The sequence below is a fragment of the Actinomadura sp. 7K507 genome (genome assembly GCF_004348425.1).
Lineage (GTDB): Bacteria > Actinomycetota > Actinomycetes > Streptosporangiales > Streptosporangiaceae > Spirillospora.
Map to the genome: position 1 here is coordinate 19,379 of NZ_SMKK01000029.1, position 20,686 is coordinate 40,064.

At 73.1% G+C, this 20,686-nt stretch carries 16 protein-coding genes; 4 read left to right on the plus strand and 12 right to left on the minus strand.

Annotation, left to right across the window (positions count from 1 at the left end; genetic code table 11):
• The first annotated feature begins 28 nt into the window (after positions 1-28).
• Positions 29-1,555: a D-alanyl-D-alanine carboxypeptidase/D-alanyl-D-alanine-endopeptidase gene (gene dacB, locus E1285_RS09430; protein WP_132150197.1), complete on the plus strand. Its 1,527-nt coding sequence runs from the start codon at positions 29-31 to the stop codon at positions 1,553-1,555.
• A gap of 61 nt (positions 1,556-1,616) precedes the next feature.
• Here the strand turns inward: dacB and E1285_RS09435 are convergent, their stop codons facing one another.
• From E1285_RS09435 to E1285_RS09465, 7 genes are all read right to left on the minus strand, one after another.
• Positions 1,617-2,603, minus strand: a complete 987-nt coding sequence (locus tag E1285_RS09435; protein WP_132150199.1) for a hypothetical protein — start codon at positions 2,601-2,603, stop codon at positions 1,617-1,619.
• Complete coding sequence (locus E1285_RS09440) at positions 2,600-5,047, minus strand: SMC family ATPase (RefSeq protein WP_132150201.1); 2,448 nt, start codon at positions 5,045-5,047, stop codon at positions 2,600-2,602. The genes E1285_RS09435 and E1285_RS09440 overlap by 4 nt, the downstream gene beginning before the upstream one ends.
• Positions 5,047-6,222, minus strand: coding sequence for an exonuclease SbcCD subunit D (locus E1285_RS09445; RefSeq protein WP_132150203.1), 1,176 nt, complete (start codon positions 6,220-6,222; stop codon positions 5,047-5,049). Before E1285_RS09445 ends, E1285_RS09440 begins: the two co-directional genes overlap by 1 nt.
• 30 nt (positions 6,223-6,252) lie before the next feature.
• On the minus strand, positions 6,253-8,010 hold the full coding sequence (locus E1285_RS09450) for an ATP-binding protein (protein ID WP_132150205.1): 1,758 nt from the start codon (positions 8,008-8,010) through the stop codon (positions 6,253-6,255).
• A 199-nt stretch (positions 8,011-8,209) separates the two neighbouring features.
• Entirely contained in the window at positions 8,210-9,232 is a 1,023-nt protein-coding gene (locus tag E1285_RS09455; RefSeq protein WP_132150207.1) for a phosphotransferase, read from the minus strand.
• Positions 9,229-10,308, minus strand: a complete 1,080-nt coding sequence (locus E1285_RS09460; protein WP_132150209.1) for a TIGR03857 family LLM class F420-dependent oxidoreductase — start codon at positions 10,306-10,308, stop codon at positions 9,229-9,231. Before E1285_RS09460 ends, E1285_RS09455 begins: the two co-directional genes overlap by 4 nt.
• 76 nt (positions 10,309-10,384) lie before the next feature.
• On the minus strand, positions 10,385-11,020 hold the full coding sequence (locus tag E1285_RS09465) for a TetR/AcrR family transcriptional regulator (RefSeq protein ID WP_132150211.1): 636 nt from the start codon (positions 11,018-11,020) through the stop codon (positions 10,385-10,387).
• 143 nt (positions 11,021-11,163) lie between these two features.
• On the opposite strand from E1285_RS09465, the gene E1285_RS09470 reads away from it, so the two are divergent.
• The 3 genes from E1285_RS09470 to E1285_RS09480 all read left to right on the plus strand — a co-directional run bounded on the left by E1285_RS09470 (position 11,164) and on the right by E1285_RS09480 (position 15,187).
• A complete protein-coding gene (locus E1285_RS09470; RefSeq protein WP_132150213.1) occupies positions 11,164-12,258 on the plus strand; it encodes a hypothetical protein in 1,095 nt (364 codons plus the stop codon).
• A gap of 47 nt (positions 12,259-12,305) precedes the next feature.
• Positions 12,306-14,087, plus strand: a complete 1,782-nt coding sequence (locus E1285_RS09475) for an FAD-dependent oxidoreductase (RefSeq protein WP_132150215.1) — start codon at positions 12,306-12,308, stop codon at positions 14,085-14,087.
• 119 nt (positions 14,088-14,206) lie between these two features.
• Positions 14,207-15,187: an LLM class flavin-dependent oxidoreductase gene (locus E1285_RS09480; RefSeq protein ID WP_207946497.1), complete on the plus strand. Its 981-nt coding sequence runs from the start codon at positions 14,207-14,209 to the stop codon at positions 15,185-15,187.
• 62 nt (positions 15,188-15,249) lie between these two features.
• Here the strand turns inward: E1285_RS09480 and E1285_RS09485 are convergent, their stop codons facing one another.
• From E1285_RS09485 to E1285_RS09505, 5 genes are all read right to left on the minus strand, one after another.
• Positions 15,250-17,388 carry a hypothetical protein gene (locus E1285_RS09485; RefSeq protein ID WP_132150217.1) on the minus strand — a complete coding sequence of 713 codons (2,139 nt, stop codon included), beginning with the start codon at positions 17,386-17,388 and terminating at the stop codon, positions 15,250-15,252.
• Between the two features lie 70 nt (positions 17,389-17,458).
• On the minus strand, positions 17,459-18,067 hold the full coding sequence (locus E1285_RS09490; protein WP_132150219.1) for a GNAT family N-acetyltransferase: 609 nt from the start codon (positions 18,065-18,067) through the stop codon (positions 17,459-17,461).
• A 67-nt stretch (positions 18,068-18,134) separates the two neighbouring features.
• Positions 18,135-18,698 (minus strand): GNAT family N-acetyltransferase, encoded by a 564-nt coding sequence (locus tag E1285_RS09495; RefSeq protein ID WP_243722668.1) that lies wholly within the window; start codon positions 18,696-18,698, stop codon positions 18,135-18,137.
• Between the two features lie 30 nt (positions 18,699-18,728).
• On the minus strand, positions 18,729-19,403 hold the full coding sequence (locus E1285_RS09500) for a response regulator transcription factor (RefSeq protein ID WP_132150221.1): 675 nt from the start codon (positions 19,401-19,403) through the stop codon (positions 18,729-18,731).
• Complete coding sequence (locus E1285_RS09505; protein WP_132150223.1) at positions 19,400-20,530, minus strand: histidine kinase; 1,131 nt, start codon at positions 20,528-20,530, stop codon at positions 19,400-19,402. The genes E1285_RS09500 and E1285_RS09505 overlap by 4 nt, the downstream gene beginning before the upstream one ends.
• Between the last annotated feature and the right edge of the window lie 156 nt (positions 20,531-20,686).

The following is a 20,686-nucleotide window of genomic DNA, read 5'->3' on the forward strand; positions in this document are numbered from 1 at the left end:
GCCGCCGCCGCGTTCCTAGACTCGGCTCATGATCAGAAACGCCGGGATCTCCGTCCTGCTGGGAGCGAGTCTGCTCATGGGCGGCGCCGCCGCCGTCCCCGCCCACGCCGCCCCGGCCGGGGACCTGGCGGACGATCTGGACGCGATACTCCAGGACGACCGTCTCCAGGGCGCCACCGTGGACGTGGTCGTCCGGGACGCCGAGACGGGCGGGGTGCTCTACGACCGCAACGGCGACGGGCAGGTCACGCCCGCCTCGAACAACAAGCTCCAGACTTCGGCGGCGGCGTTCGGCATCCTCGGCCCCGGATACCGGTTCCGCACGGCGGTGGGCGTCAAGGGCGGGAACCTCTACCTCAAGGGCACCGGCGACACGACCATGCGGGCCGCCGAGTACGACCGGCTCGCCGCCGCCGTCGCCGCCGAGGGCATCACCACGATCAAGGGCGACCTCGTCGCCGACGACACCTGGTTCGACGCGAAGCGGACCCCGGCCGACTGGGACCCCGCGGATCTCCAGTACGCCTACGCCGGGCAGACGTCCGCGCTCACGGTCTCACCCAACGACGACTTCGACGCGGGCTCGATCGAGATCTCCCTCGTCCCCGGCGCCCGGAAGGGGGAGCCGGTCCGTGCCGGGCTCACCCCGGACACCGACGTCGTGAAGATCGACAACAGGGCCGTCACCGGCGCACCCGGGTCGCCGTCCACCCTCGAGGTCGACCGGAGCAACGGCTCCAACACGATCGTCGTCACCGGCTCCCACCCGGCGGGCGGACAACCCACCAGCGTCCTGCGGACGGTCGAGGGGCCGACGCTGTACGCGGCGGACGTCTTCCGCAAGGCGCTGAAGGCGCACGGCGTCCAGGTCGCCGGGACGACCGAGCGCGGAAAGACCCCCGCCGGCGTCAAGAAGATCGCCACCCGTACCTCGATGCCGCTGTCGGAGCTCGCCACGCCGTTCCTGAAGCTGAGCAACAACGTCATGGCCGAGACCCTGGTCAAGGCGATCGGCCGCAAGGTGCGGGGCAAGGGCGCCTGGGAGGCCGGGCTGCCCGCGATCACCGCCTACCTCGGGCGCCTCGGCGTCGACACGGCCCAGGTGACCCTGACGGACGGATCGGGCCTGTCGCGCGGGAACCACACGACGGCCACGCAGCTCAGCACCCTGCTGCGGAACGTCCGGAAGCGGCCCTGGTTCCCCACCTGGTACGACGCGCTGCCCATCGCCGGGCGGCCCGGCCCGCTGGTCGGCGGAACGCTCGCGGGGCGGATGCGCGACACCGCCGCAGCCGGGAACGTCCACGCCAAGACGGGCACGATGACCGGCGTCACCGGGCTGTCCGGCTACGTGAAGGACCCCGGCGGCCGCACGCTGGTCTTCTCGAGCGTCTTCAACGGCTACTCCGGGGGCGCGCCGAAGGACATCGAGGACAAGATCGCCGTGCGCCTCGCCACGGGCGACGGTGACGACGCGCGCACCGTCCTCCGCCGCATGGCCCCGGTCGACGGCGGAGACCTCGAACCCACCTGGCTCGACGGCCGCCTGCCTTAGTCGGGCGCGCCGGAACCAGGCGCGCCGGAACCAGACGCTCCGGAACCCAGGCGGTCCGGAATCAGCCGCTCCGGGCCTGCGTGGCGGTCCGGAGGGCGCGGTAGAGGAGGCCGGGGTCGCCCAGCCGGTGCCGGAGAACCTTCTCCAGCCCGCCGATCGGGACGAGGTTCTGCGGTGCCCGCGGGTCCTTGTAGCCGACCCCGGCCATCCCCGGGAGGATCGCGGCGCTGTGGTCGGCGAGGTCGATCACCGCGTCGCGGGGCAGGTCCGCGGCCGCCTCGCAGCGGGCGATGCCCGCCCAGGGCGCGGTGGACGGGGTCGGCAGCCGGAGATACCAGGAGTGCCGCGCCCAGCTGGTCGTCATGAGGAACACCGGCGTGCGCTGACCCGGCCGCAACGCCGTGAGGACGTCCGTCTGCGGGTCCTTCAGGTAGGCCGCGTGGTGGGTCTTGACGTACCCGACGGTGCGCGGCAGGTGGGCGCGGCCGCGCAGGGGGCCGTCCACGATGAGCAGGTCGTCGGGCCCCGACGCGGTCCGGTAGCGGGTCGCGAGCGTCACCTCCAGGTCGGTGAGCTGCCGCTGGAGCGCGAGGGACAGCTGTTCGGCGGTGCCGCCGCCCGCGCGGGCGGCCGTGTACGTACCCGCCCAGGTGTCCAGGTCGGCGGCGTGCCGGGACGGGGTGAACAGCGAGCGGCGCACGTCCACCTCGGCGAGTTCGGCTAGCCCTCCGGGCGCGCAGCGGACCAGCCCGGCGGCGCACGACGCGGCGATCCCGGGCGCGGGCATGCCGCCGGACGGGTCGCCGACCCACACCCGGGCCTCGATCCGGCGCACCCCGTCGGCGACGATCAGGCCTCCGGCCGGAAGGCCGGTCGCCGGAGGGGAGACCGGGCGCCAGCGCTCGGACGGCAGCTCCACGTCGAGGTCGAGCTGGACGGACGTGGCGTCCAGCTCGCCGATCGCCTCGGCGGTCAGCGAGGTCGCGTACCCAGGGTCCCAGGGGTCGATGGTGATGGCGCCGGTCGCGGCCGGCGGTGCCGTGGTCACGTCGATGTCTTCTCCAGATGCGAGCCGGTGTTGTCGCGGGACACGTCGAAGCGGACGGGGACGCGCTCGGCGAGCGCCGGAACGTGGGTCACGATGCCGACCATACGGTCACCCCCTGACGTCAGGCGTTCGAGCGTCGTCGCGACCGTGTCGAGGGTGACGGGGTCGAGGGTGCCGAACCCCTCGTCCAGGAAGATCGAGTCCAGGCTCCGGGCGGCGCCGCCGCCGAACCGGGCGACCTGGTCGGACAGCGCCAGCGCGAGCGCGAGGGACGCCTGGAACGTCTCGCCGCCGGACAGCGTCCGGACGCTGCGGCGCAGCCCCGCCTCCGCGTAGTCGATCACTTCGATGGCGTTCCTGCCGTCGAGGACGAGTGCGAACTGGCCGTCCGACAGCTCCCGCAGCGTCCCCGACGCGGTGTCGACCAGCAGCGACAGGGCCTCGCCGCACAGCCAGTTCTCGAAGTTGTTGGCGCGCAGGTGCCGGGCCAGTTCGCTCGCGACCCGCGCGTCCCGCTCGTGGGTGCGGATCTCTCCGGCCAGTTCCTCGGCCAGGCGGCGGTCCCGCCTGACGCGCTCCAGCCGGTGCTCGGCCTGGTTCCGGGCGTTCAGGACGGCTTCGCGCACCGTCTCGGGCTCGATGGACGCGGGCGCCGCGACCTCGTGGGCGTCCAGTTCGGCGGCGAGCGCCCGGCGCCGTTCGTCCCGCCCGCGCCGCAGGCCGCCGAGCGCGTCCTCCAGCGCTTCGGCCGCCCGCCTGCGGCCTTCCGCCTCCTGGTCGCGCCAGCCGAGGAGGGTCCTCCAGGCGGCGTTCAGGTCGGCGCGGTCGACCGCCGGGGCGCCGAGGCCGACCACGCTGTCCCGGGCGCCGTCCAGTTCCGCGAGCGCTCTTGCGGCCTCGGCGTCCAGCGCGGTGCGCCGTTCCTTCGCCTTGGCCAGGGCGGTCCTGGTCGTGCGCACGGTCTGCCGTGCCGTGTCCGCCTCCTGCCTGGCCGAGGCGATGGCGTCGAGGCGCGTCCGCACGTCGTCCGCGTCCGGATGGGCGCGAAGGCGCTCGGCGTGATCGCCGAGCTGCCGTTCGAGACCGTGGAGGTCCGCTTCGCGCCTGGACAGGTCACGCTCCAGGTCCCGGAGCCGCTTCTGGGCCGTGTCGAGTTCGCGGGTTCGGGCCTGGACGTTCCGGTCCGCGGCGCCGAGAGCGGGCGGGTCGTGCCGTTCCGGCAGGTGGGTGACGTCCTGCCGGCAGACCGGGCAGGGTTCCCCGGCGGTGAGGCGCCGGGCGAGGTCGGCCGCGGTGTCGGCGTCACGAACGCGCTGCCGCTCGGCCTCGGCCTGTTCGAGGTTGGTGCGGGCGACGGCGGCGTCCGCGTCGGCGTCTTCGGCTTCTCGGCGGGCCTCTTCGGCCTTGGGCCGGGCGGCCGCCCGCTCGCCCGTGAGGCGGGTGTGGTCGTGGTGGGCGCTGATCGCCATCTGGAGGACGGTCTCATCGCCGAGGTCCGCGAGCCTGTCGCGGGCTTCGGACTCGGTCGCCTCATGCCGGGCCACCTCCTGGGCGAGCCGCTCGGCCTCGGCTTTCGCGGCGGCGAGGTCGTCCGCGAGGGTCGGGACGTCCTCGGGCATGGCCAGCGCCGTCAGGGCGTCGAGCGAACGCGCCGCCTCGGCCGCCTCCGCTTCCCGCTCGCGGATCTCGCCGTCGGTTCGCTGAAGCTCGTCGAGGGCCGAACGCACACGGCCGTCGAGGGCCTTCATGCTCTCCAGCCGCCGCGCGGCCTCGGTCTCGGCGGCCTCGTCGGCCTCGGTCAGTTTGGCCCGCTGCGCCCCGGCCGCCTGCGCCCTGGCGGTCGCGGCCTTCGCCTCCTCCCCCGCCCGCCGCATGATGAGTTCGAAGGTCTTCGCGTCGAGGAGCTGGACGAGGAGGTCCTGCCGCTTGCTCGGCTCGGCTTGCAGGAAGTCCGCGAACCGGCCCTGCGGGAGCACGACGCACTGCATGAAGAACTTGTACTCGAGCCCGGTGATGCGCTGCACGGCGGGCGTCACCGCGTCGCCGTCGGCGATCGTCCGGACCTGCGCCGCCAGCATCTCCTCGATGCCGTCCGCCGGATCGACCGACGGGTCCAGCTCGTCCAGGCGCGCCTCCCGGGTGGTGACCACGCCCCGGTTGCTGCGGGCCAGCGCCCGGACGGCCCCGTAGCGGCGGCCCGCCGACTCGAAGACGAGCGCGACCTTGCCGGAGTTGGCGGACGGCGCCAGAGCCAGCCGGATCACGTTCTCCTTGCCCCACCGCGGCACCGAGCCGTACAGGGCGAAGCAGATCGCGTCGATGACGGTGCTCTTGCCCGAACCCGTGGGGCCGACCAGGACGAAGTAGTCCACGTCGTGCAGGTGGACGGAGGTCGGGGTCCGGTAGCTGCAGAAGTTGTCCATGTGGACGCACAGCGGACGCATCAGCCGTCCCCCTCCCCATTCCTGTCCAGTTCGTCGTACAGCCGGTCGAACAGCGCCTCGACCTGCCCGTCCTCGTGGCCCTGCTCCTTGAGGTAGGTGCGGAACAGTTGGCGCGGCGTGGGAGGCTCTTGGGCGGCGGCCGCCGCGCGCCGGGGCGCGGAGGTGGGCCGGAACGCGTCGTCGATGTCGACGGTGAGCGCGTCGGGGAGGATCTCCCGCACGTCGTCGGCGAGCCCGGCGCGCGGCTTCTCGGCGACCACGACGCGCAGCCAGGCGTCGCCGAGGCCGTCCGCCATCGCCTCCAGCTCGTCCAGCGAGCCGCTGACCGTGCGCAGGACGCGGGCGCTGCCCAGCGTCACCTCCCGCACGTCGGCGGGGCGCCCCGGCGCGACGTCGACGACCAGCGCGCCCGGCGTGTTGTGCTCCTCCCCGAAGTCGACGGCGATCGGGGAGCCGCTGTACCAGATGGGGCACGGGCCGGGCATCTCCTGCCGCCGGTGCAGGTGGCCGAGCGCGGCGTAGTGGGCGGTCGGCGGGAACGCCGACGACTCGAAGTAGTAGGAGAAGATCGTCTGCGCCTCCCGCTCGCCGCCGCCGAGCCTGCCGCCCGGCAGCGTGCCGTGCGCGGCGATCAGGTTGACGGTGTCGGCGGTGAAGCCCTCCGTCAGCGCCCCGGCGAGCCGCCCGAACCGGTGGGCGTAGTCGCGGTTGTGCTGGTCGGGCGTGCCGGTGAGCGCCTCCAGGGCCCGGACGACGTAGCGCTGCGACAGGAACGGCATGGCGGCGAGCCTGACCGGCTCCCCGGTCCGGGCCGTCCAGGACAGCAGGCCGCCCGCGTCCGGCCGCCGGAACCTCCCGATGATCCGGATGCCGAGCTGCCGGAGCACCGGCCGGTACACGTCGTCCAGGAGCCGCGGATCGTCGTGGTTGCCCGCGAGGACGACCACCTCCCGGCCGCCCTCCTGGAGCGCCATCAGCGTCTTCATCACCAGCGCCTGCGAGGGCGGCGTCGGGACCGCGCCGTCGAAGACGTCCCCGGCCACGATGACCGCGTCGACGTCCTCCTCCCGGGCGACCTCGACCAGCTCGCCCAGCACCTTCGCGTGCTCCTCGGACCGTGACCGGCCCCGGAGCACCTTGCCGACGTGCCAGTCGGCGGTGTGCAGGAACTTCATGTCCGCTCCCGGTGGATCAGAAGGGGTGGATCAGAAGGGGGGTACCTCGTCGTCGTCTCCGCCGAGGCCGTCGAACGGGTCGCGGGGCGGCCCGGAACGCGCGGCCTCTCCGGAGCGCGCCGGATCGCGCGGGGCCGCCTCGGCGGGACGCGTCGCCCAGGCGGGGAACGGGAACTCCACGGCGAGCGGCACCGGCAGCTCGGGCTGCCCGACGAACATCGTCCCCGGCTTGGCGATCGTGGCGCGGGCCCGCGCCGCCGGCGGCAGCCACCCGTACTCGCCCCGGGACGCCTCCGCCGCGTCCAGCCGCCCGGCCACCCGCACCGCGCAGTTCGCGACGATGCGGCGCTCGACCTCCGACGCCGTCTGCTGAGCGCCGATGAGGATCACCCCGAGGGAGCGGCCGCGCTCGGCGACGTCCAGCAGGATCTCCTTGATCGGGGAGTCGCCCTCGCGCGGGGCGTACTTGTTCAGCTCGTCCAGCACCACGAACAGCAGCGGCCGCGCGCTGCCGGTGCTCTCCTTGCGCGCGAACTCGCCGCGCAGCACCACCCCGACGACGAACCGCTGGGCGCGTTCGGGCAGGTTGTGCAGGTCCACCACGGTGACCTGCGCGGCGGACGTGCTGATCGACCGGCCGTCCCTCTCCGGGAGGTCGCCGCGCAGGACCGGCGACAGGGGCCGCACCGACGACCGGAGCCGCCGCAGGAACGCGTTGACGGTGCCGAGGCCCATCAGCTGCGCGCCCCAGGCGCGGCGGGAGTCCTCGTCCGTCAGCGTCTCCTCGATGAACCGCACGAGATCGTCGTAGGTGCGGCACACCTGCCCGCCGTCGCCGACCTTGACGGCCCCGCCGTCCCCCACGGGTTCGGCGTCGCGGGCGAGCCTGGCCGCGACCTGCCCGATCAGCATCGTGTACTGCGACCGCTCGTCCTCGGTGTCGGCGAACACGTAGCGCAGCAGTTCGTCTTGGCAGAACTCGGCGAGCGTCCAGTAGAAGGGGCTGACGTCCTGGGTGCGCGCCGACACGTGCGGCGTCCCGTTGGGGTCGCCGGGCCGCGGCGGCGCGAACACGTGCACGCTGCCGAACGGCCCCGGCTGCAGCCCCAGCCGCCGGTACGCGGCCCGCGCGGTGTCGTCCAGCCGGGTGTTGGCGTGGTCGAGGAAGAGCAGGTCCTCGCCCTTCACGGAGAAGATCAGCGCCTTGGTGTTGTGCGCCTCCGCGCCCAGCGCCCCCGAGTTGAAGATCGAGTAGAGCAGGAAGGTGGCGAACGACGTCTTGGTCGCCACCCCGGAGATCCCGGAGATCGACACGTGCGCGCCGCGCGTCCCGTCCAGGAACTCCAGGTTCACGTGGATGGGCTCCCCGTCCCGCCCGAGCCCGACCGGGATCCGCCGCTCCATCACGTCGAAGTACAGCGCCCGCTCCCGGTCCTGCGCGCCCGCCCGGCGCGCCGCCGAGCCGGGCAGCGGCGGCACGTACACCTCGGGCTCGACCCGCGTCACCGTGACCTCGGCCGACTCGACCACCGCCGCGGGCAGCACCCCCTGGACGATCAGGAACACGTCCGAGTCGTAGGCGGCGCCCTCGTGCCTGGCCTCCACGCTCGTGACGACCCCCGCGATCAGCACCTCGCCCCGCCCCGGCACCTCCCGCCGCGCGGCGATCACCTCGTCGAGCTGGACGACCGTGCCGGGCTCCAGCCCGACCCAGAACGACAGCGGCGTCGCCGACTGCGTCCCCAGCACCCGCCCGACGACGTCCCCGCCGGCCGTCTCCTCACCCATGACCGTCCTCCCCCACCCGCCACCATCCGCCACCATCCGAACGACGGGCTCGGCTCGGCCCACCGGACCACACGGAACCACGCGGAACACGCGTTTCACCGCAGGCTATCCACGCGGACGGACAAACCCGACCAGGTCCACCGAATGACCGGAACCCGCCATACGGCGGCGTCGGTTCTCGGGGAAGAGAAGGTTCGCGTCAGGTCAGTGCTTCGAGGTCGCGGATGGCGGCGCAGGCTCGGGTGGCCATGGTGAGGAACATGGCGTCACCGCGTTCGGTGGGGTTGCCGTAGGCGCAGCCCAGGACGGTGATGAGGGGGCCCTGCAAGAGGGCGAACCGGTAGTCGTCCCAGCAGAGGTCTAGCGGGTAGTCGGTGACGCCGTGGGTGAGGAGCGCCTCGTGGTAGCGGGTGACGAGGTCGCGTTCGTGGGTGCGGCGGGCTTCGGTGGTGAGGCTGGTGGCCAGGAAGTAGGAAAGGTCGCGGGCGGGGAGGCCGATGGTGAGGGTCTGCCAGTCGACCGTGGTCGCGCCGGCGCCGTCCGGCGGGAAGAGCAGGTTGTCCAGGCGGTAGTCGCCGTGGACGAGGCCGAAGCGGTCGGCGCGGGCCAGGAGCCAGGGGCCGATGGTCTCGGTGGTCCGGCGGAGGGTGTCCTGGTCGGCGGGGTGGAGGCGGCCGGTGAAGCGCTCGATGAAGATCTCGACGGCGGGGGCGTATCCCTCGGCGAGGGCGTCCGCGTCGGCCTCGGTGTTGTGGTGGAGGCCGTCGATGTCCAGGAGGGACGCGTCGCACCAGCGGGGGCCGTGCAGGCCGGCCAGGGCGAGCACGCAGCCGTCGGCTTGCCGGATGCCGCAGCCGGTCAGCTGGTCGCCTTGGATCGCCGGCGAGAGGTCGTCCAGGAGGAGGACGAAGTCGAAGGTCTCCGGGTCGATGGCGGCGTGGTGGCAGTGCGGGGCCCGGATGGTGACGGTGTCCGCGATGTCCCGGTAGAAGAGCAGCTCGGTACGGTAGGCGCCGCCGAGGAAGGCGCGGGCGGCGGGGTCGGCGATGGGGAGCTTGGCCACCAGCGCGGCGGGCACGCCGTCGCCGGTCAGGGTCAGCCGGAAACACGAACCGATCTGGCCGGTGCCGATGGCCTGCACGTCCACCGTGTCGACCTGGGCGCCGAGCACCTCGCCGAGCCAGGAGGCGGTCAGCTCCTCCGGCTCCGAGATGATCTTCACCGGCTCCGGCCCGGGTTGCGGGGAAGATCGTCGAGGCCCGGCGGGCGGACGAGGCGGTAGGCGTCGAGTACGGGCGCCAGCTCGGCCGGGGTCGCGCCGTGCAGGATGACGCCGTCCGCGCCCGCTTTGAACTGGTCGAGGACGCGGGCCGCGCACCGGTCGGGGGTGCCGGTCGCGGACGCGGCGAGCCATTCGTCCGGGAGCAGTTCGGCGACGTGGTTCAGCTCCTGCGTGGTCCCGACCGCGTCGAAGGCGCCGGGGTAGCCCGCGACCAGGTCGTCGGCGCGGAAGCGGGCCAGGACGGCGGGGTCCCATCCGTTGACGCGCACCAGGAGGTCGCCGTATCCCTGCAGGTAGGTGGCCAGGCGGCCGACCAGTTTGCGGAGGCGGAGCTCCTCGTCGAGGTGGTCGCCGACCGTGGCCAGCACGGACCAGACGCGGACGGACGCGGGCTCGCGGCCGGCTTCGGCCGCTCCGCGGCGGATGGTCGCGACGGACCTGGCCAGGGTCTCGTCGGTGAAGAAGGTGTGCAGGACGACGCCGTCGGCGATCCGCCCGGCGAACTCCAGGGTCCGCTCCCCCATCGCGGTGAGGATGATCGGGATGTCCTCGTCGAAGGACGGGTCCTGGTGGAGGAAGGGGAAGTTTCCGGCGGGGCCGTCGTGCGCCGCCACCACCTCGCCGCGCCACAGGCGGCGCAGGATGCCGGTGACGTCTTCGAGCTGCGCGGAGGTGACGCGGGGCAGGCCCATGACGTCGAAGAGCATGTCGAAGCCGCGTCCGAGGCCGAGGGCGAAGCGGCCGCCGGACAGGCGGTGCATCGTCGTGGCGAAGGTGGCGGTCAGCAGGGGGTGCCGGGTGTTGTGGTTGGTCGCGGCGGTGGCGATGCCGATCCGCTCGCTGACCGCGGCGGCGGCGCCGGAGAGCGTCGCGGCCTCCTTGGTCGTGAAGCGTTCGGACAGGAAGGCCGCGCCGAGGCCCAGGCGCTCGCCTTCGGTGATCTCGGCGAGCAGGTCACGGGGGGTGGCCGAATGCCCGGCCAGTCCGTAGAAGCCCAGTTCGGGGAGTTCGTCCATGGGCGGTTCCTCGGGTCAGGGGCGTCGGCCCGGCCGCTTCGCGATACGCGGACTTTAGTCTGGACAGTTGTCCAGATCAAGGCGGGGGCGCGGGCACTCCGTAGACCGTCAGCCAGATCGCGCGGGCGAGGCTGCGGGCGACCCGCTCGTCCCCCGGCCCCTCGTCGTGGCGGCAGCGCGCCTGGATCGCCTGCTCCACCATCCCTGTGAGCACCTGGGCGGTCGTCGGGACGTCCATCCCGGGGTCGACGGCGCCCGCCCGCTGCTCCGCGTCGAGCCGTTCCCGCACGACGTCGGTGAACCGCCGCCTGCGGTCCCGCCAGAAGGCCGCGACGTCCGGGTCGTACCCGGCGACCTCGGACAGGGCGGCGAGGACGCGGCGGTGCTCCCGGTAGGCGGCGATCATCTGCCGCATGGCGTGCGCGACGCCCTCGACGCCGTCCGCGTGGTCGGCCCGCCACCAGGTGACGGCCTCGCCGAACAGCCCCTCGACCGCCTCCTCGGCCAGCGCGATGAGCAGCCGGCTCTTGTCGGGAAAGTGCAGGTAGAACGTGGACCGTGCCACGTCGGCGCGCTCGGCGATGCGCTGGACGGGCAGCTCGGTGTACGGGGTCCCGTCGGCCATCATCTCGGCGGCCGTCCGCAGCACGCGGTGCCGGACGTCGTCGCGCCGTTCGCGCACCTTGCGGCGCGGCCGTGTGGTGGAGGACATGGCGGCAGCGTACCCGCGTCCGGCCGTTGTCGGACAGTGTGTCGACAGAGTGCTTGACAGCATCCGGCGACCGAATCACACTCGGTCCACGGCTCCACCCCAGGGGCCGGACGTCACGGGGGGCTCGGCCGAGGAGGCTCAACGTGGTACGTCACGACACCGTCCGCCGGAAACTCGCAGTCCTGCTGGCGCTGCTGCTGGCCTTCACCTCCCTGGTCGCCGCCGTGACCGGCCGGCCCGCCCGCGCCGGCGGCGGGGACGATCCCGGCTCGTGGATCCCGCGCACCGACATCACCCGCTCGGACCTCACGCAGGTGCCCGGCAAGCTCGCCGAGCCCCGCGACGACGGGCCGCACCCTGGCTCGGCCACCGAGTGGTGGTACACGCACGTCATGGACCCGGAGACCAAGCGGACGTTCATCGCGATGCTGTTCACCGAGCCGGTCCCGACCGCGGTGATCTTCTGGTATCCGGAGGAGGGGCAGAAGCTCGTGCTCCCCGAGCCGGCCTTCGATGTGACCGCGGCCGACGGCCCCGTCGTCCGCAGCAGCGCCGGTGACCTGGTCTACGACGAGGAGCGCGGCGCCTACCACCTGACGTGGCACGGGCTCTTCGCCAAAGCCGACATCTGGTTCGACGACGCGCTGCCCGGAGTGACCGGCGGGCCGATCGAGTACGACAACGGCCAGACGATGTACTGGACGTCGCCGGTCGCCACCAGCCACGTGAACGGCTGGCTCCAGCCGCCCGGATCGTCGTCCCCCATCAGCGTGGACGGGTGGCGCGGCTACCACGACCACAACTGGGGCAACTTCAACGTCCTCGACCAGAGCTACTCCGGCTGGGAGTGGGGCGTCTCCCACGAGCCGGACGGCACGGCCACCCTTCTCGGCGGTGTGGTGAAGGGCGACGGGACCTGGCAGGGCGTCGTGGGACGGGTGACGGAGCAGGAGACCTACGGCTGCATGAGCGAGCTGGAACTGTCGGACTGGCGGGTCTCCGGCCTGTTCAGCTACCCGCAGACGACCACGGCGACCTGCGAGTCCTCCCTCCTCGCGACGCCCGAGGGCCTCATCGGGGAGCGGCCGGGGCTGAGCAGGAGCTTCCACGTCACCGACCCGTTCATCCTGGACGTCGGCCTGCTCGCGCTCCCCGAATCGCTGGGCCGCACCGTCCCCGGCTCCATCGGCCTCATCGAGCACATCCGGACCCTGATGGCGCGGGTGCCCCGCTCCTGACCCGCGACCCTCGCCCGCACTCCCACCACCCCACGAGGACGGCGATCATGCCCCTGCCCGACGAGCACCCGGCACACGACGGCATCACCCGGCGGCGGATGCTGTACGGCGCGGCGGCGGCCGGCGCGGCCGCGCTGCTGCCCGTCCCGTCCGCCCATGCGGCGCCGGGGCGGAAACGGAAGGTGGCCGTGCTGGGCGGCGGCATGTCCGGCCTGGCCGCCGCCCACGAGCTGGTCGAGCGCGGCTTCGACGTCACGGTCTTCGAACGGAAGGCGCTCGGCGGGAAGGCCCGGAGCATCCCGGTCGAGGGCACCGGCAAGGGCGGGCGGAAGGATCTGCCGGGCGAGCACGGTTTCCGGTTCTTCCCCGGCTTCTACCGGAACGTCCCCGACTCGATGCGGCGGACCCCGTTCCCGGGCAACGCCAACGGCGTCCACGACAACATGTTCCCGCTGTCGTCGACGCGGATCTCCCGCAACGGCGGCCGCTCCGACATCATCGTGCCCGAGCTGACCGGCCCGGACGGCGGCGGGCTGGACCTGGCGGTGCTGGCGGAGACGCTGACGGGTCTCGTCGAGCAGGCGGGCGCCCTCCCGCCGGAGGAGATCGGCCTGTTCGTCAACCGCTTCATCGTCTACGTGACCAGCAGCGAAGAACGGCGCCTGGGGCAGTGGGAGAACGTCACCTGGTGGGACTACGTGCAGGCGGAGGGCAAGTCCGAGGACTACCGGGCCATCGTGGCGCGGTTCCTGACGCGCGGGCTGGTCGCCGTCAAGGAGAAGGTCGCCAGCACCAAGACGGTCGGAGCCATGGGCCAGGCGTTCCTGCTGTCGGGCATCGGCCTGGGCGCCGACGGCGGCCTGGCCCGGATGCTCAACGCGCCCACCAATGAGGCGTGGATCGACCCCTGGGTGAGTCATCTGCGCGATCGCGGGGTGCGGTTCGAGGTCGGGCAGACGGTCGAGGCCCTGGAGATCGCGTCCGGCCGCGTCCGGTCCGTCCGGCTGGTGGACGCGGCGGGCCGCCGCCGCAGCGCCGCCGCCGACTGGTTCGTCAGCGCGATGCCGGTCGAGCGGGCGCGGGCGCTGCTGTCTCCCGCCGTCCTGGCCCTCGACCCCGGGCTGGAGTCGATCAAGGACCTGCACACCGAGTGGATGAACGGCCTCCAGTTCTTCCTGCGCCGCACCCCGGACGGCATCCCCGAAGAGGTCAACTTCATGGACTCGCCGTGGCAGCTCACCGCCGTCCTGCAGAGCAAGCTGTGGGACAGGGACATCCCCGCCGAATACGGCGACGGGAACGTCCTCGACTCCCTGTCGCTGGACATCTCCGACTGGGACACCCCGGGGATCGTTTACGGCAAGCCGGCCAAGCAGTGCAGCCCCGCCCAGGTCGCCGAGGAGGCGTGGGCGCAGATGAAGGACCACCTGGAGGACACGGGCCGCTCCGTCCTCCCCGACGACCTCGTCCACTCGTGGTTCCTCGACCCGGCGATCAGCTGGGACGCGTCCGCCGGGCGCAATTCCAACGCCGAGCCCCTCATGGTCAACACGGTCGGAAGCTGGGCGAAGCGGCCGCACCCCCGGACGGAGATCCCGAACCTGTTCATGGCGGGCGACTACGTCCGCACCGGCGTCGACCTGGCCACCATGGAGGGCGCCAACGAGTCCGGCCGCGCGGCGGTCAACGCCCTGCTGGACGCGGCCGACTCCCCCGCCGAGCAGGTCCAGGTGTGGCCCCTGTACCAGCCACCCGAACTCGACGGCCTCAAGGAGATCGACGCCCGCCGCTTCCAGGCAGGCCAACCGAACCTGTTCGACACGAAGTGACCCGGCGAGCACCGGCCCGCACGCGTCGCCCCGGCCGCCGCTGGACGGCTGTCTGATCAGCTGCCTAGATTGGTGCGGCCCTGGATCTGGGGCAGTCGGATTCCGTGGGAGGGGGCGCCGTGGCGTTCTTCGTGATGCGTTTCGACATGCGGAATCCGGCCGAGGCGGGGACGAGCATGGCCGACCGCTACGAGGCCGCCCTCGACATGGCCGAATGGGCGGATCGCATGGGTTTCTACACCATCGTCCTGTCCGAGCACCATGGTTCGGAGGACGGCTACCTGCCGAGCGCCCTGACGATGGCGGCCGCGATGGCCGCGCGCACGAAGCGCGTGCGGATCCGCGTCGCCGCTCTCGTCGCGGCCTTCCACGATCCGGTCCGGCTGGCCGAGGACGCCGCCGTCGTCGACAACCTGTCCCGCGGAAGGCTCGACCTGGTCGTCGGCGCCGGCTACGTCCCGTCGGAGTTCGACATGTTCGCCGTCGACATCAAGGACAGGGTCCGCCGGACGGTCGAGGCCGTCACGGTGCTGCGCGATGCCTGGTCGGGACGGCCGTTCGAGCACCGCGGCAGCACGATCAGCGTGACCCCGGCGCCGTGCACTCCGGGCGGTCCGCCCCTGGAACTCGGCGGCAGCTCCGAAGGCGCCGCGCGGCGCGCGGCCCGGCTCGGCGTCGGCTTCATGGCCGCCGACGCCGGGATCTGGGCGTTCTACCGGGACGAGACGATCCGGCTCGGCCGCCCGGACCCCGGCCCCTACCTCGGCGGCGACACCGGCTTCGTGCATCTGGCGCACGACGTCGAAGAGGGGTGGCGGCGCATCGGCCCCCACGCCGTGTACGAGAGCAACGCCTACGGCCGGTGGCTCCACGAGTCCGGTCCGGGCACGGCCGACGTGTACCGGCGGGCGGACTCGGTCGCCGATGTGCGCGCCTCCGGGCAGTACCGCGTGCTGCGTCCGGACGATCTCGTCGCCGAGCTGGCCGAGCGGGGGCCGCTGGCCATCGGGCTGATGCACCCGATGATGGGCGGCATCCCGCCGGAGGTCGCCTGGGACAGCCTGCGCCTCCTCGAAACCGAGGTCCTGCCCAGGCTGTGAGCCCTCGGTGCCCAGGTGACGGCTTCGCCGCGACGGTGGAGGTCACCATGGTGACCGGCAGGTCACCTCGTGGCATCCCGGGAGGTGTGCGGCCCTTGTGGTCGGGCGGAGGTGGTGGTGTTCCGCTGGGACGCGCGGGCGCAGGTCAGGGCCAGTAGGGGGAGCAGGGTGATCAGGCCGAAGGTGATCAGGCGGATGCCGTAGTCGTTCACCACGGCGCCGACCGTGCAGGTGGTCAGGGCCGCGATGAGGGTGGGGCGCAGGGCCGGCCATTCGTGGAGGGCCGCGTCGAGGTAGGGCGGCGAGAAGCGGTCGGGCCATGCCAGGGCCAGGACCAGGAGGACGAGGACGGCCGCCGTGCCCCACGCCAAGGGGCCGCCTGCCAGGGAGCCCAGGGCGTAGCCCGCTTTGCGCTCTATGAGCTGCCAGGCTTGGCCGTCGAGGATCTCCTGGACGAACCGTCCGGCATGGGTGCGGGAGGCCTGGGGGCGCAGCCAGTCGGCGACTCCGACGGCGGCAACCACCGTCACGGCCGAGGCGGCGACGACCAGCAGGCGCACCGGGGTCAGGCGGGTCCCGGCGACCGCGAAGGCCAGCACGGCCACACCGGGGATCAGGGCGAGGCCGCCTCCGACGTCCGCTCCCCAGGCGGGCCAGGTGTCGACGGCGACCGCGACGGCGCCGATGGCCACCACGGAGACGGTGGCGGCGCGGCGGCGGCCGCGGGAGGCCAGTTCGGCCGCGGCCGTCCCGGCCAGGACCAGGGCGGCGACGGAGAAGACGGCGAAGGTGGAGTTCCCGAAGCCGTAGTAGCGGCCGCCGTACAGGGCGGACGGGCCGAACGGGCTGGCGCGGTGCAGGAGGGTGCCGGTCGCGGCGTCCACCACCAGGACGGCGAAGGTGAGGAGGCTGACGGCCATCGGCACCCGCCAGAGCGGCCGGGGCGGCAGCAGCCGGATCGGGACGGCCGCGGTCGCGACGGTGAGGGCCAAGGCGGTCCAGAGCGTGACGTCCGGCAAGGGGCTGTGCCACCAGCGGGTCAGCGACACCAGGTACACCGACACCGGCAGCACCGACAGGACGACCGTCGCGTTGATGAAGCGGCGCCTCCAGGGCCGCTTGGTGCGTCCCGCCAAGCGCCACGCCAGGGCGTACAGGACGAGTTGGGTCGCGGCGACCGCCAAGAGGAGTGTGCCGGCCCAGCGGCGGAGTGTCTGGTCGGTGGTGGTGACGGCACCCAGTTCGTGGACGGTCCGGTCCGGGTCGGTGGGGCGTGTCCGGCCGAGGGAGATCGGGGCGCCACTGAATTCGGCGGGTTCGGGGGCGCCGACGGCGTCCAGGAGGGTGCTCGGGATGTCGAGGAGGCGGACGACTCCGCCCCAGCGGGTCGAGGTGACGGTGAGCAGCGCCGGACGTGACGCGGTCGCGGGGCCGGCGACCATGCTGACCGCGAGATGCGGCGTTCCGCCGGGCGGTTCGGTGACGCCCTGCACCAGGACGGTGGTGTCCGCGGGGAGGCGTTCCAGGACGCCGCCCGCGTAGGCGTCGATCTTCGCCAGCGAGCCGAGGCGCCCGGAGCCCGACTCGACGACCTGGCCGGCGTCGATGACGGTGATCGGGCAGTCGAGCGCGGTGCCGTCCAGGGTGGGGCGGTAGCGCTCGACGGTGCCGTCCGGGCCCGCCAGCGCGATGGCGGCGCCAGGGCCGACGGCGGTCTCGCATCCGTCGTGTTCCGACAGTGCCCGGCCGAGTTCTCCCGGACGCGGCGAGAATTCGGATTGCTCCTGGGCCTCCACGAGCCGGGCCCAGCGGTCCACGCGCATGTCCCCGTCGATCTTGCGCACCGCCGGGAGCGGAACGCATTCCTCGTCGTCCGTCCGGGGTCCCACGCCGGCCTGCCCGGCGGACAGGGACAGCCAGCCGTCGGACGCGCAGGCGGAGCCGCCGGTGGTGCGCACCGTCGCGGCGCCGGTGGCGGCGCCGCCGCTCAGCAGGCGCCACAGGTGCGGGGTCTGGTCCGCGCGGATGTCGCCCCAGGCCAGCCCGGCGACGCCGATCACCACAACGGGCGCCTGGACGGGACGGGCGCCGGTGTCCGAACGTCCCGCGATCTGCACCGCGGCCGAGCCGATGACCAAGGACAGGAGCACCGCGCACCACACCACCGCGATCCCGCCCCGCCGCCGCACCTTCTCGATCATGCGACTCAGACTGCGGTGCCGGGCCCCGACCGGCAACCCGAATGCCGGATGTCCCCGGGGAGGACGGTGCCTAGCCGGTCCCGGCGGGGTCGGGGCGGCGGGTCATGCACCAGGTGCGGGGGCCGCCGCCGGGCAGGTGGACGTCCGCGACGACCTCGAAGCCGGACCGCGCGTAGAACCGGACGTTGCGTTCGTCGGCGGTCTCCAGGTAGGCGTCATGGCCGGTCCGGTCGGCTTCGGCGAGACCCGGAGCCAGGACGGCGCGGCCGAGACCGCGTCCCTGGTGGTCGTGGCGGACGCCGATGGTGGCCAGGAACCAGGAGGGCTCGGACGGGCGGTAGGGCGCGAGGAACTCCTCGGCCTCGATGGCGTGCGCGGCGCGGTCGCCGTAGAGGGCGGCGAGCTCGGAGTTGGTGAACACCTCGGGCGGGACGTCGGTGCCGGGCGTCGTCCACACGGCCACGGCGGCGTTGCCGCCGGCGGTCCAGACGCGGCCGTAGGGAAGGCCGACGCGTTCGGTGAAGTAGAGCTGGAGTGCGCGCAGGCGGCGCGGGTGGTCGTCGGCGGCGACGGTCCAGCGGGTCCAGGGATAGTCGGCGAACGCGTCCGCCAGGGTGTCGGCGATGGCGGGCAGGTCCGCGGGTCCGGCGAGACGCGCCCCGGCACTGTTGTCGATCATCACGGCCCAGGCTAGGAGGGAGTTCGGCCGATACCAAACCGGTTTCCGGACGGCCCGAGATCTCCGGCTATCCGGCGTGGTCGAGGTGCCACGCGGCGGCGGTCCTCCGCCACAGCACGTGCCTTTTCAGGCGGTGGCCGTCAGCGACGAGCGGATGGTCGAAGTCGTCGGCGGTGTCGTGGGTCATGCCGATCCGCTTCATGACGGCCTGGGATTTGAGATTGGTCGTGCTGGTGAAAGAGACCACCTCGTCGAGGTGAGCGTCGTCGAACGCGAAGCGCAGAGCGCGGCGGGCGGCCTCGGCGGCGTATCCGTGGCCCCAGGCGGAGCGGGCGAGCCGCCAGCCGATCTCCACCGCGGGCGTGAACGGCGCGTCGAAACGCACGACCCCCAAGCCGGTGAATCCGATGAACCGGTTGGTGTCAGCGGTTTCCAGGGCCCAGAAGCCGAAGCCATCCTCTTCGAAGCGGGCTTCGATCCCGTTGACCATGGCGTCGCTCTCCACACGGGTCAGCGGGGCGGGGAAATGCTCCATGACCTCGGGATCGGCGTTGAGGGCGGCGAAAGCCTCCCGGTCGCCCGCTTCCCAGCGACGCAGCACCAGCCTGTCGGTTCGCAGAATTCGACGCACCGGGCGACTGTACAGAATCGTCCGGCGGTTTCAGGCCCGGCGCGGGGTCACCAGGCCGGATTCGTAGGCGAGGACCACGAGCTGGGCGCGGTCGCGGGCCTGGAGCTTCATCATGGCCCGGTTGATGTGGGTCTTCGCCGTCACCGGGCTGATCACCATACGGCCGGCGATCTGGTCGTTGGACAGGCCCTGCGCGGCGAGGGCGACGGCCTCGCGTTCACGGTTGGTCAGCTCCTTCAGGCCCGTGCCGGGGCCCGCGCCGACACCCGTGCCGAGCGGCTGGGAGACGTACCGGTCGATCAGCTTCCTGGTGATCGACGGCGCGAGCAGCGCGTCGCCCCGGGCGGCGACGCGTACGGAGTGAAGCAGGTCTTCCGGCTCGATGTCCTTGACCAGGAATCCGGCCGCGCCGGCGCGCAGCGCGTTGAAGACGTACTCGTCGAAGCCGTAGTTGGTCAGGATGACGACGTGCACCCCGGCCAGGGCCGGGTCCGCGGCGATGCGCCGGGTGGTCTCTATGCCGTCCATGACCGGCATCTGGATGTCGATGAGCGCGATGTCGGGCAGGTGCTCGCCGATGAGCGCCAGGCCCTCCTCGCCGTCGGCGGCTTCGGCGACCACCTCGATGTCGTCCTCGGCGTCGAGCAGCGCCCGGAATCCCCCTCGGAGGAGCGACTGGTCGTCGCACAGCAGGACGCGGATCACGACGGCCGGCCCACGGGGAACTCGGCCTGGACGCTGAAGCCGCCCTCGCTGCGCGGTTCCGCGCGCAGGCGCCCGCCGAGGGCCGTGACGCGTTCGCGCATTCCGAGGAGCCCGGCGCCGGGCACCGGCGCGGTGCCCGGCGTGGCCTTGCCGTCGTCATCGACGCTTATGGCGAGGGCGTCCGGGCGGTAGTCGATCCGGATCGACGCCGTGTCCGCGGCGGCGTGGCGGGCGGTGTTGGTGAGCGCCTCCTGGACGATCCGGTAGGCGGTCCGGTCCACCGCGACCGGCACGTGGTGCCGTTGCCCTTCGATCATCAGCGTCGTGTTCAGGCCCGTCCCCCGGGCCCGTTCCACCAGGTCCGGGACGTGATCGAGGCCGTGCGACGGGGTTGCGGCGTCGTCGCGCAGGGTGTCCAGGGTCGCTCGCAGTTCGCGGTTCGCCTCCCGGCCGGCCTCCTGGATCGCCAGCAGCGCCTCCGGTACGTGCTCGCCGCGCTTGCGGGCCAGGTGGACGGCGACGCCGGCCTGCACCTTGATGATCGAGATCTGGTGGGTGAGCGAATCGTGCAGCTCCCGCGCGATGTGCAGCCGTTCCTCGGTGGCGCGCAGCCGGGCGGTCTCCTCCCGGGTGCGCTCGGCCTCGTCCGCCCGCCGCTCGGCCTGCCGCAGCGCCTCGCCCGCGGCGCCGGCGGCGATCAGCCAGGCCACTTCGAGGACGCCCCGGGCCTGCGCGAACGCCTCCCCCGCCGACCCGTCCAGCGGGGAGACCATGATCGCGAGCGGGAGGGCGGCCAGCAGGGCGACGCTGGCCGCCGCCGTGATGATCCGGTGCCCCGCGCGGACGGCGGCGTAGACCGCGAACAGGTACGCGACGGCGGGCACCTCGAAGCCGATCGCCTGGTAGCCGAGCGCGCACAGCCCGGTGACGGCCAGGACCGGAACCGGGGCCCGGCGGGCGGCGGCCAGCGCCAGGCCGCTCAGCACCACCAGCGCGTAGCCGACTACGCCGAGGTCCGTGGCGGGGTGATCCCCGACCAGCGCGGTGACCAGCAGCACCGCGGCCACGCAGACCGCGATCCCCCAGCCTCTGACCCTGGTCCAGGCACCGGACAGTCCCGTGCTCATAGGCGAACACTAGCCGCGGTCACCCCGCGTGCGACTCCTGCTCACGGACGAGTGGGCGTCTACCGCGCACGCGGTACTTTCGCGGCGCCTGCGGCGTGCGCGGTGGCCGGGTGTGCCGTCGGCGGTAGCGCGAACTGACTGCGTCCGGACGACGAC

What these genes read in the sequence shown, in the direction of transcription:
- dacB (WP_132150197.1), top strand. Translation starts at nt 29, where the DNA reads ATGATCAGAAACGCCGGGATCTCCGTCCTGCTGGGAGCGAGTCTGCTC.
- E1285_RS09490 (WP_132150219.1), bottom strand. Translation starts at nt 18,067, where the DNA reads ATGATCGACAACAGTGCCGGGGCGCGTCTCGCCGGACCCGCGGACCTG.
- E1285_RS09475 (WP_132150215.1), top strand. Translation starts at nt 12,306, where the DNA reads ATGCCCCTGCCCGACGAGCACCCGGCACACGACGGCATCACCCGGCGG.
- E1285_RS09445 (WP_132150203.1), bottom strand. Translation starts at nt 6,222, where the DNA reads ATGAAGTTCCTGCACACCGCCGACTGGCACGTCGGCAAGGTGCTCCGG.
- E1285_RS09505 (WP_132150223.1), bottom strand. Translation starts at nt 20,530, where the DNA reads ATGAGCACGGGACTGTCCGGTGCCTGGACCAGGGTCAGAGGCTGGGGG.
- E1285_RS09450 (WP_132150205.1), bottom strand. Translation starts at nt 8,010, where the DNA reads ATGGGTGAGGAGACGGCCGGCGGGGACGTCGTCGGGCGGGTGCTGGGG.
- E1285_RS09460 (WP_132150209.1), bottom strand. Translation starts at nt 10,308, where the DNA reads ATGGACGAACTCCCCGAACTGGGCTTCTACGGACTGGCCGGGCATTCG.
- E1285_RS09465 (WP_132150211.1), bottom strand. Translation starts at nt 11,020, where the DNA reads ATGTCCTCCACCACACGGCCGCGCCGCAAGGTGCGCGAACGGCGCGAC.
- E1285_RS09440 (WP_132150201.1), bottom strand. Translation starts at nt 5,047, where the DNA reads ATGCGTCCGCTGTGCGTCCACATGGACAACTTCTGCAGCTACCGGACC.
- E1285_RS09485 (WP_132150217.1), bottom strand. Translation starts at nt 17,388, where the DNA reads ATGATCGAGAAGGTGCGGCGGCGGGGCGGGATCGCGGTGGTGTGGTGC.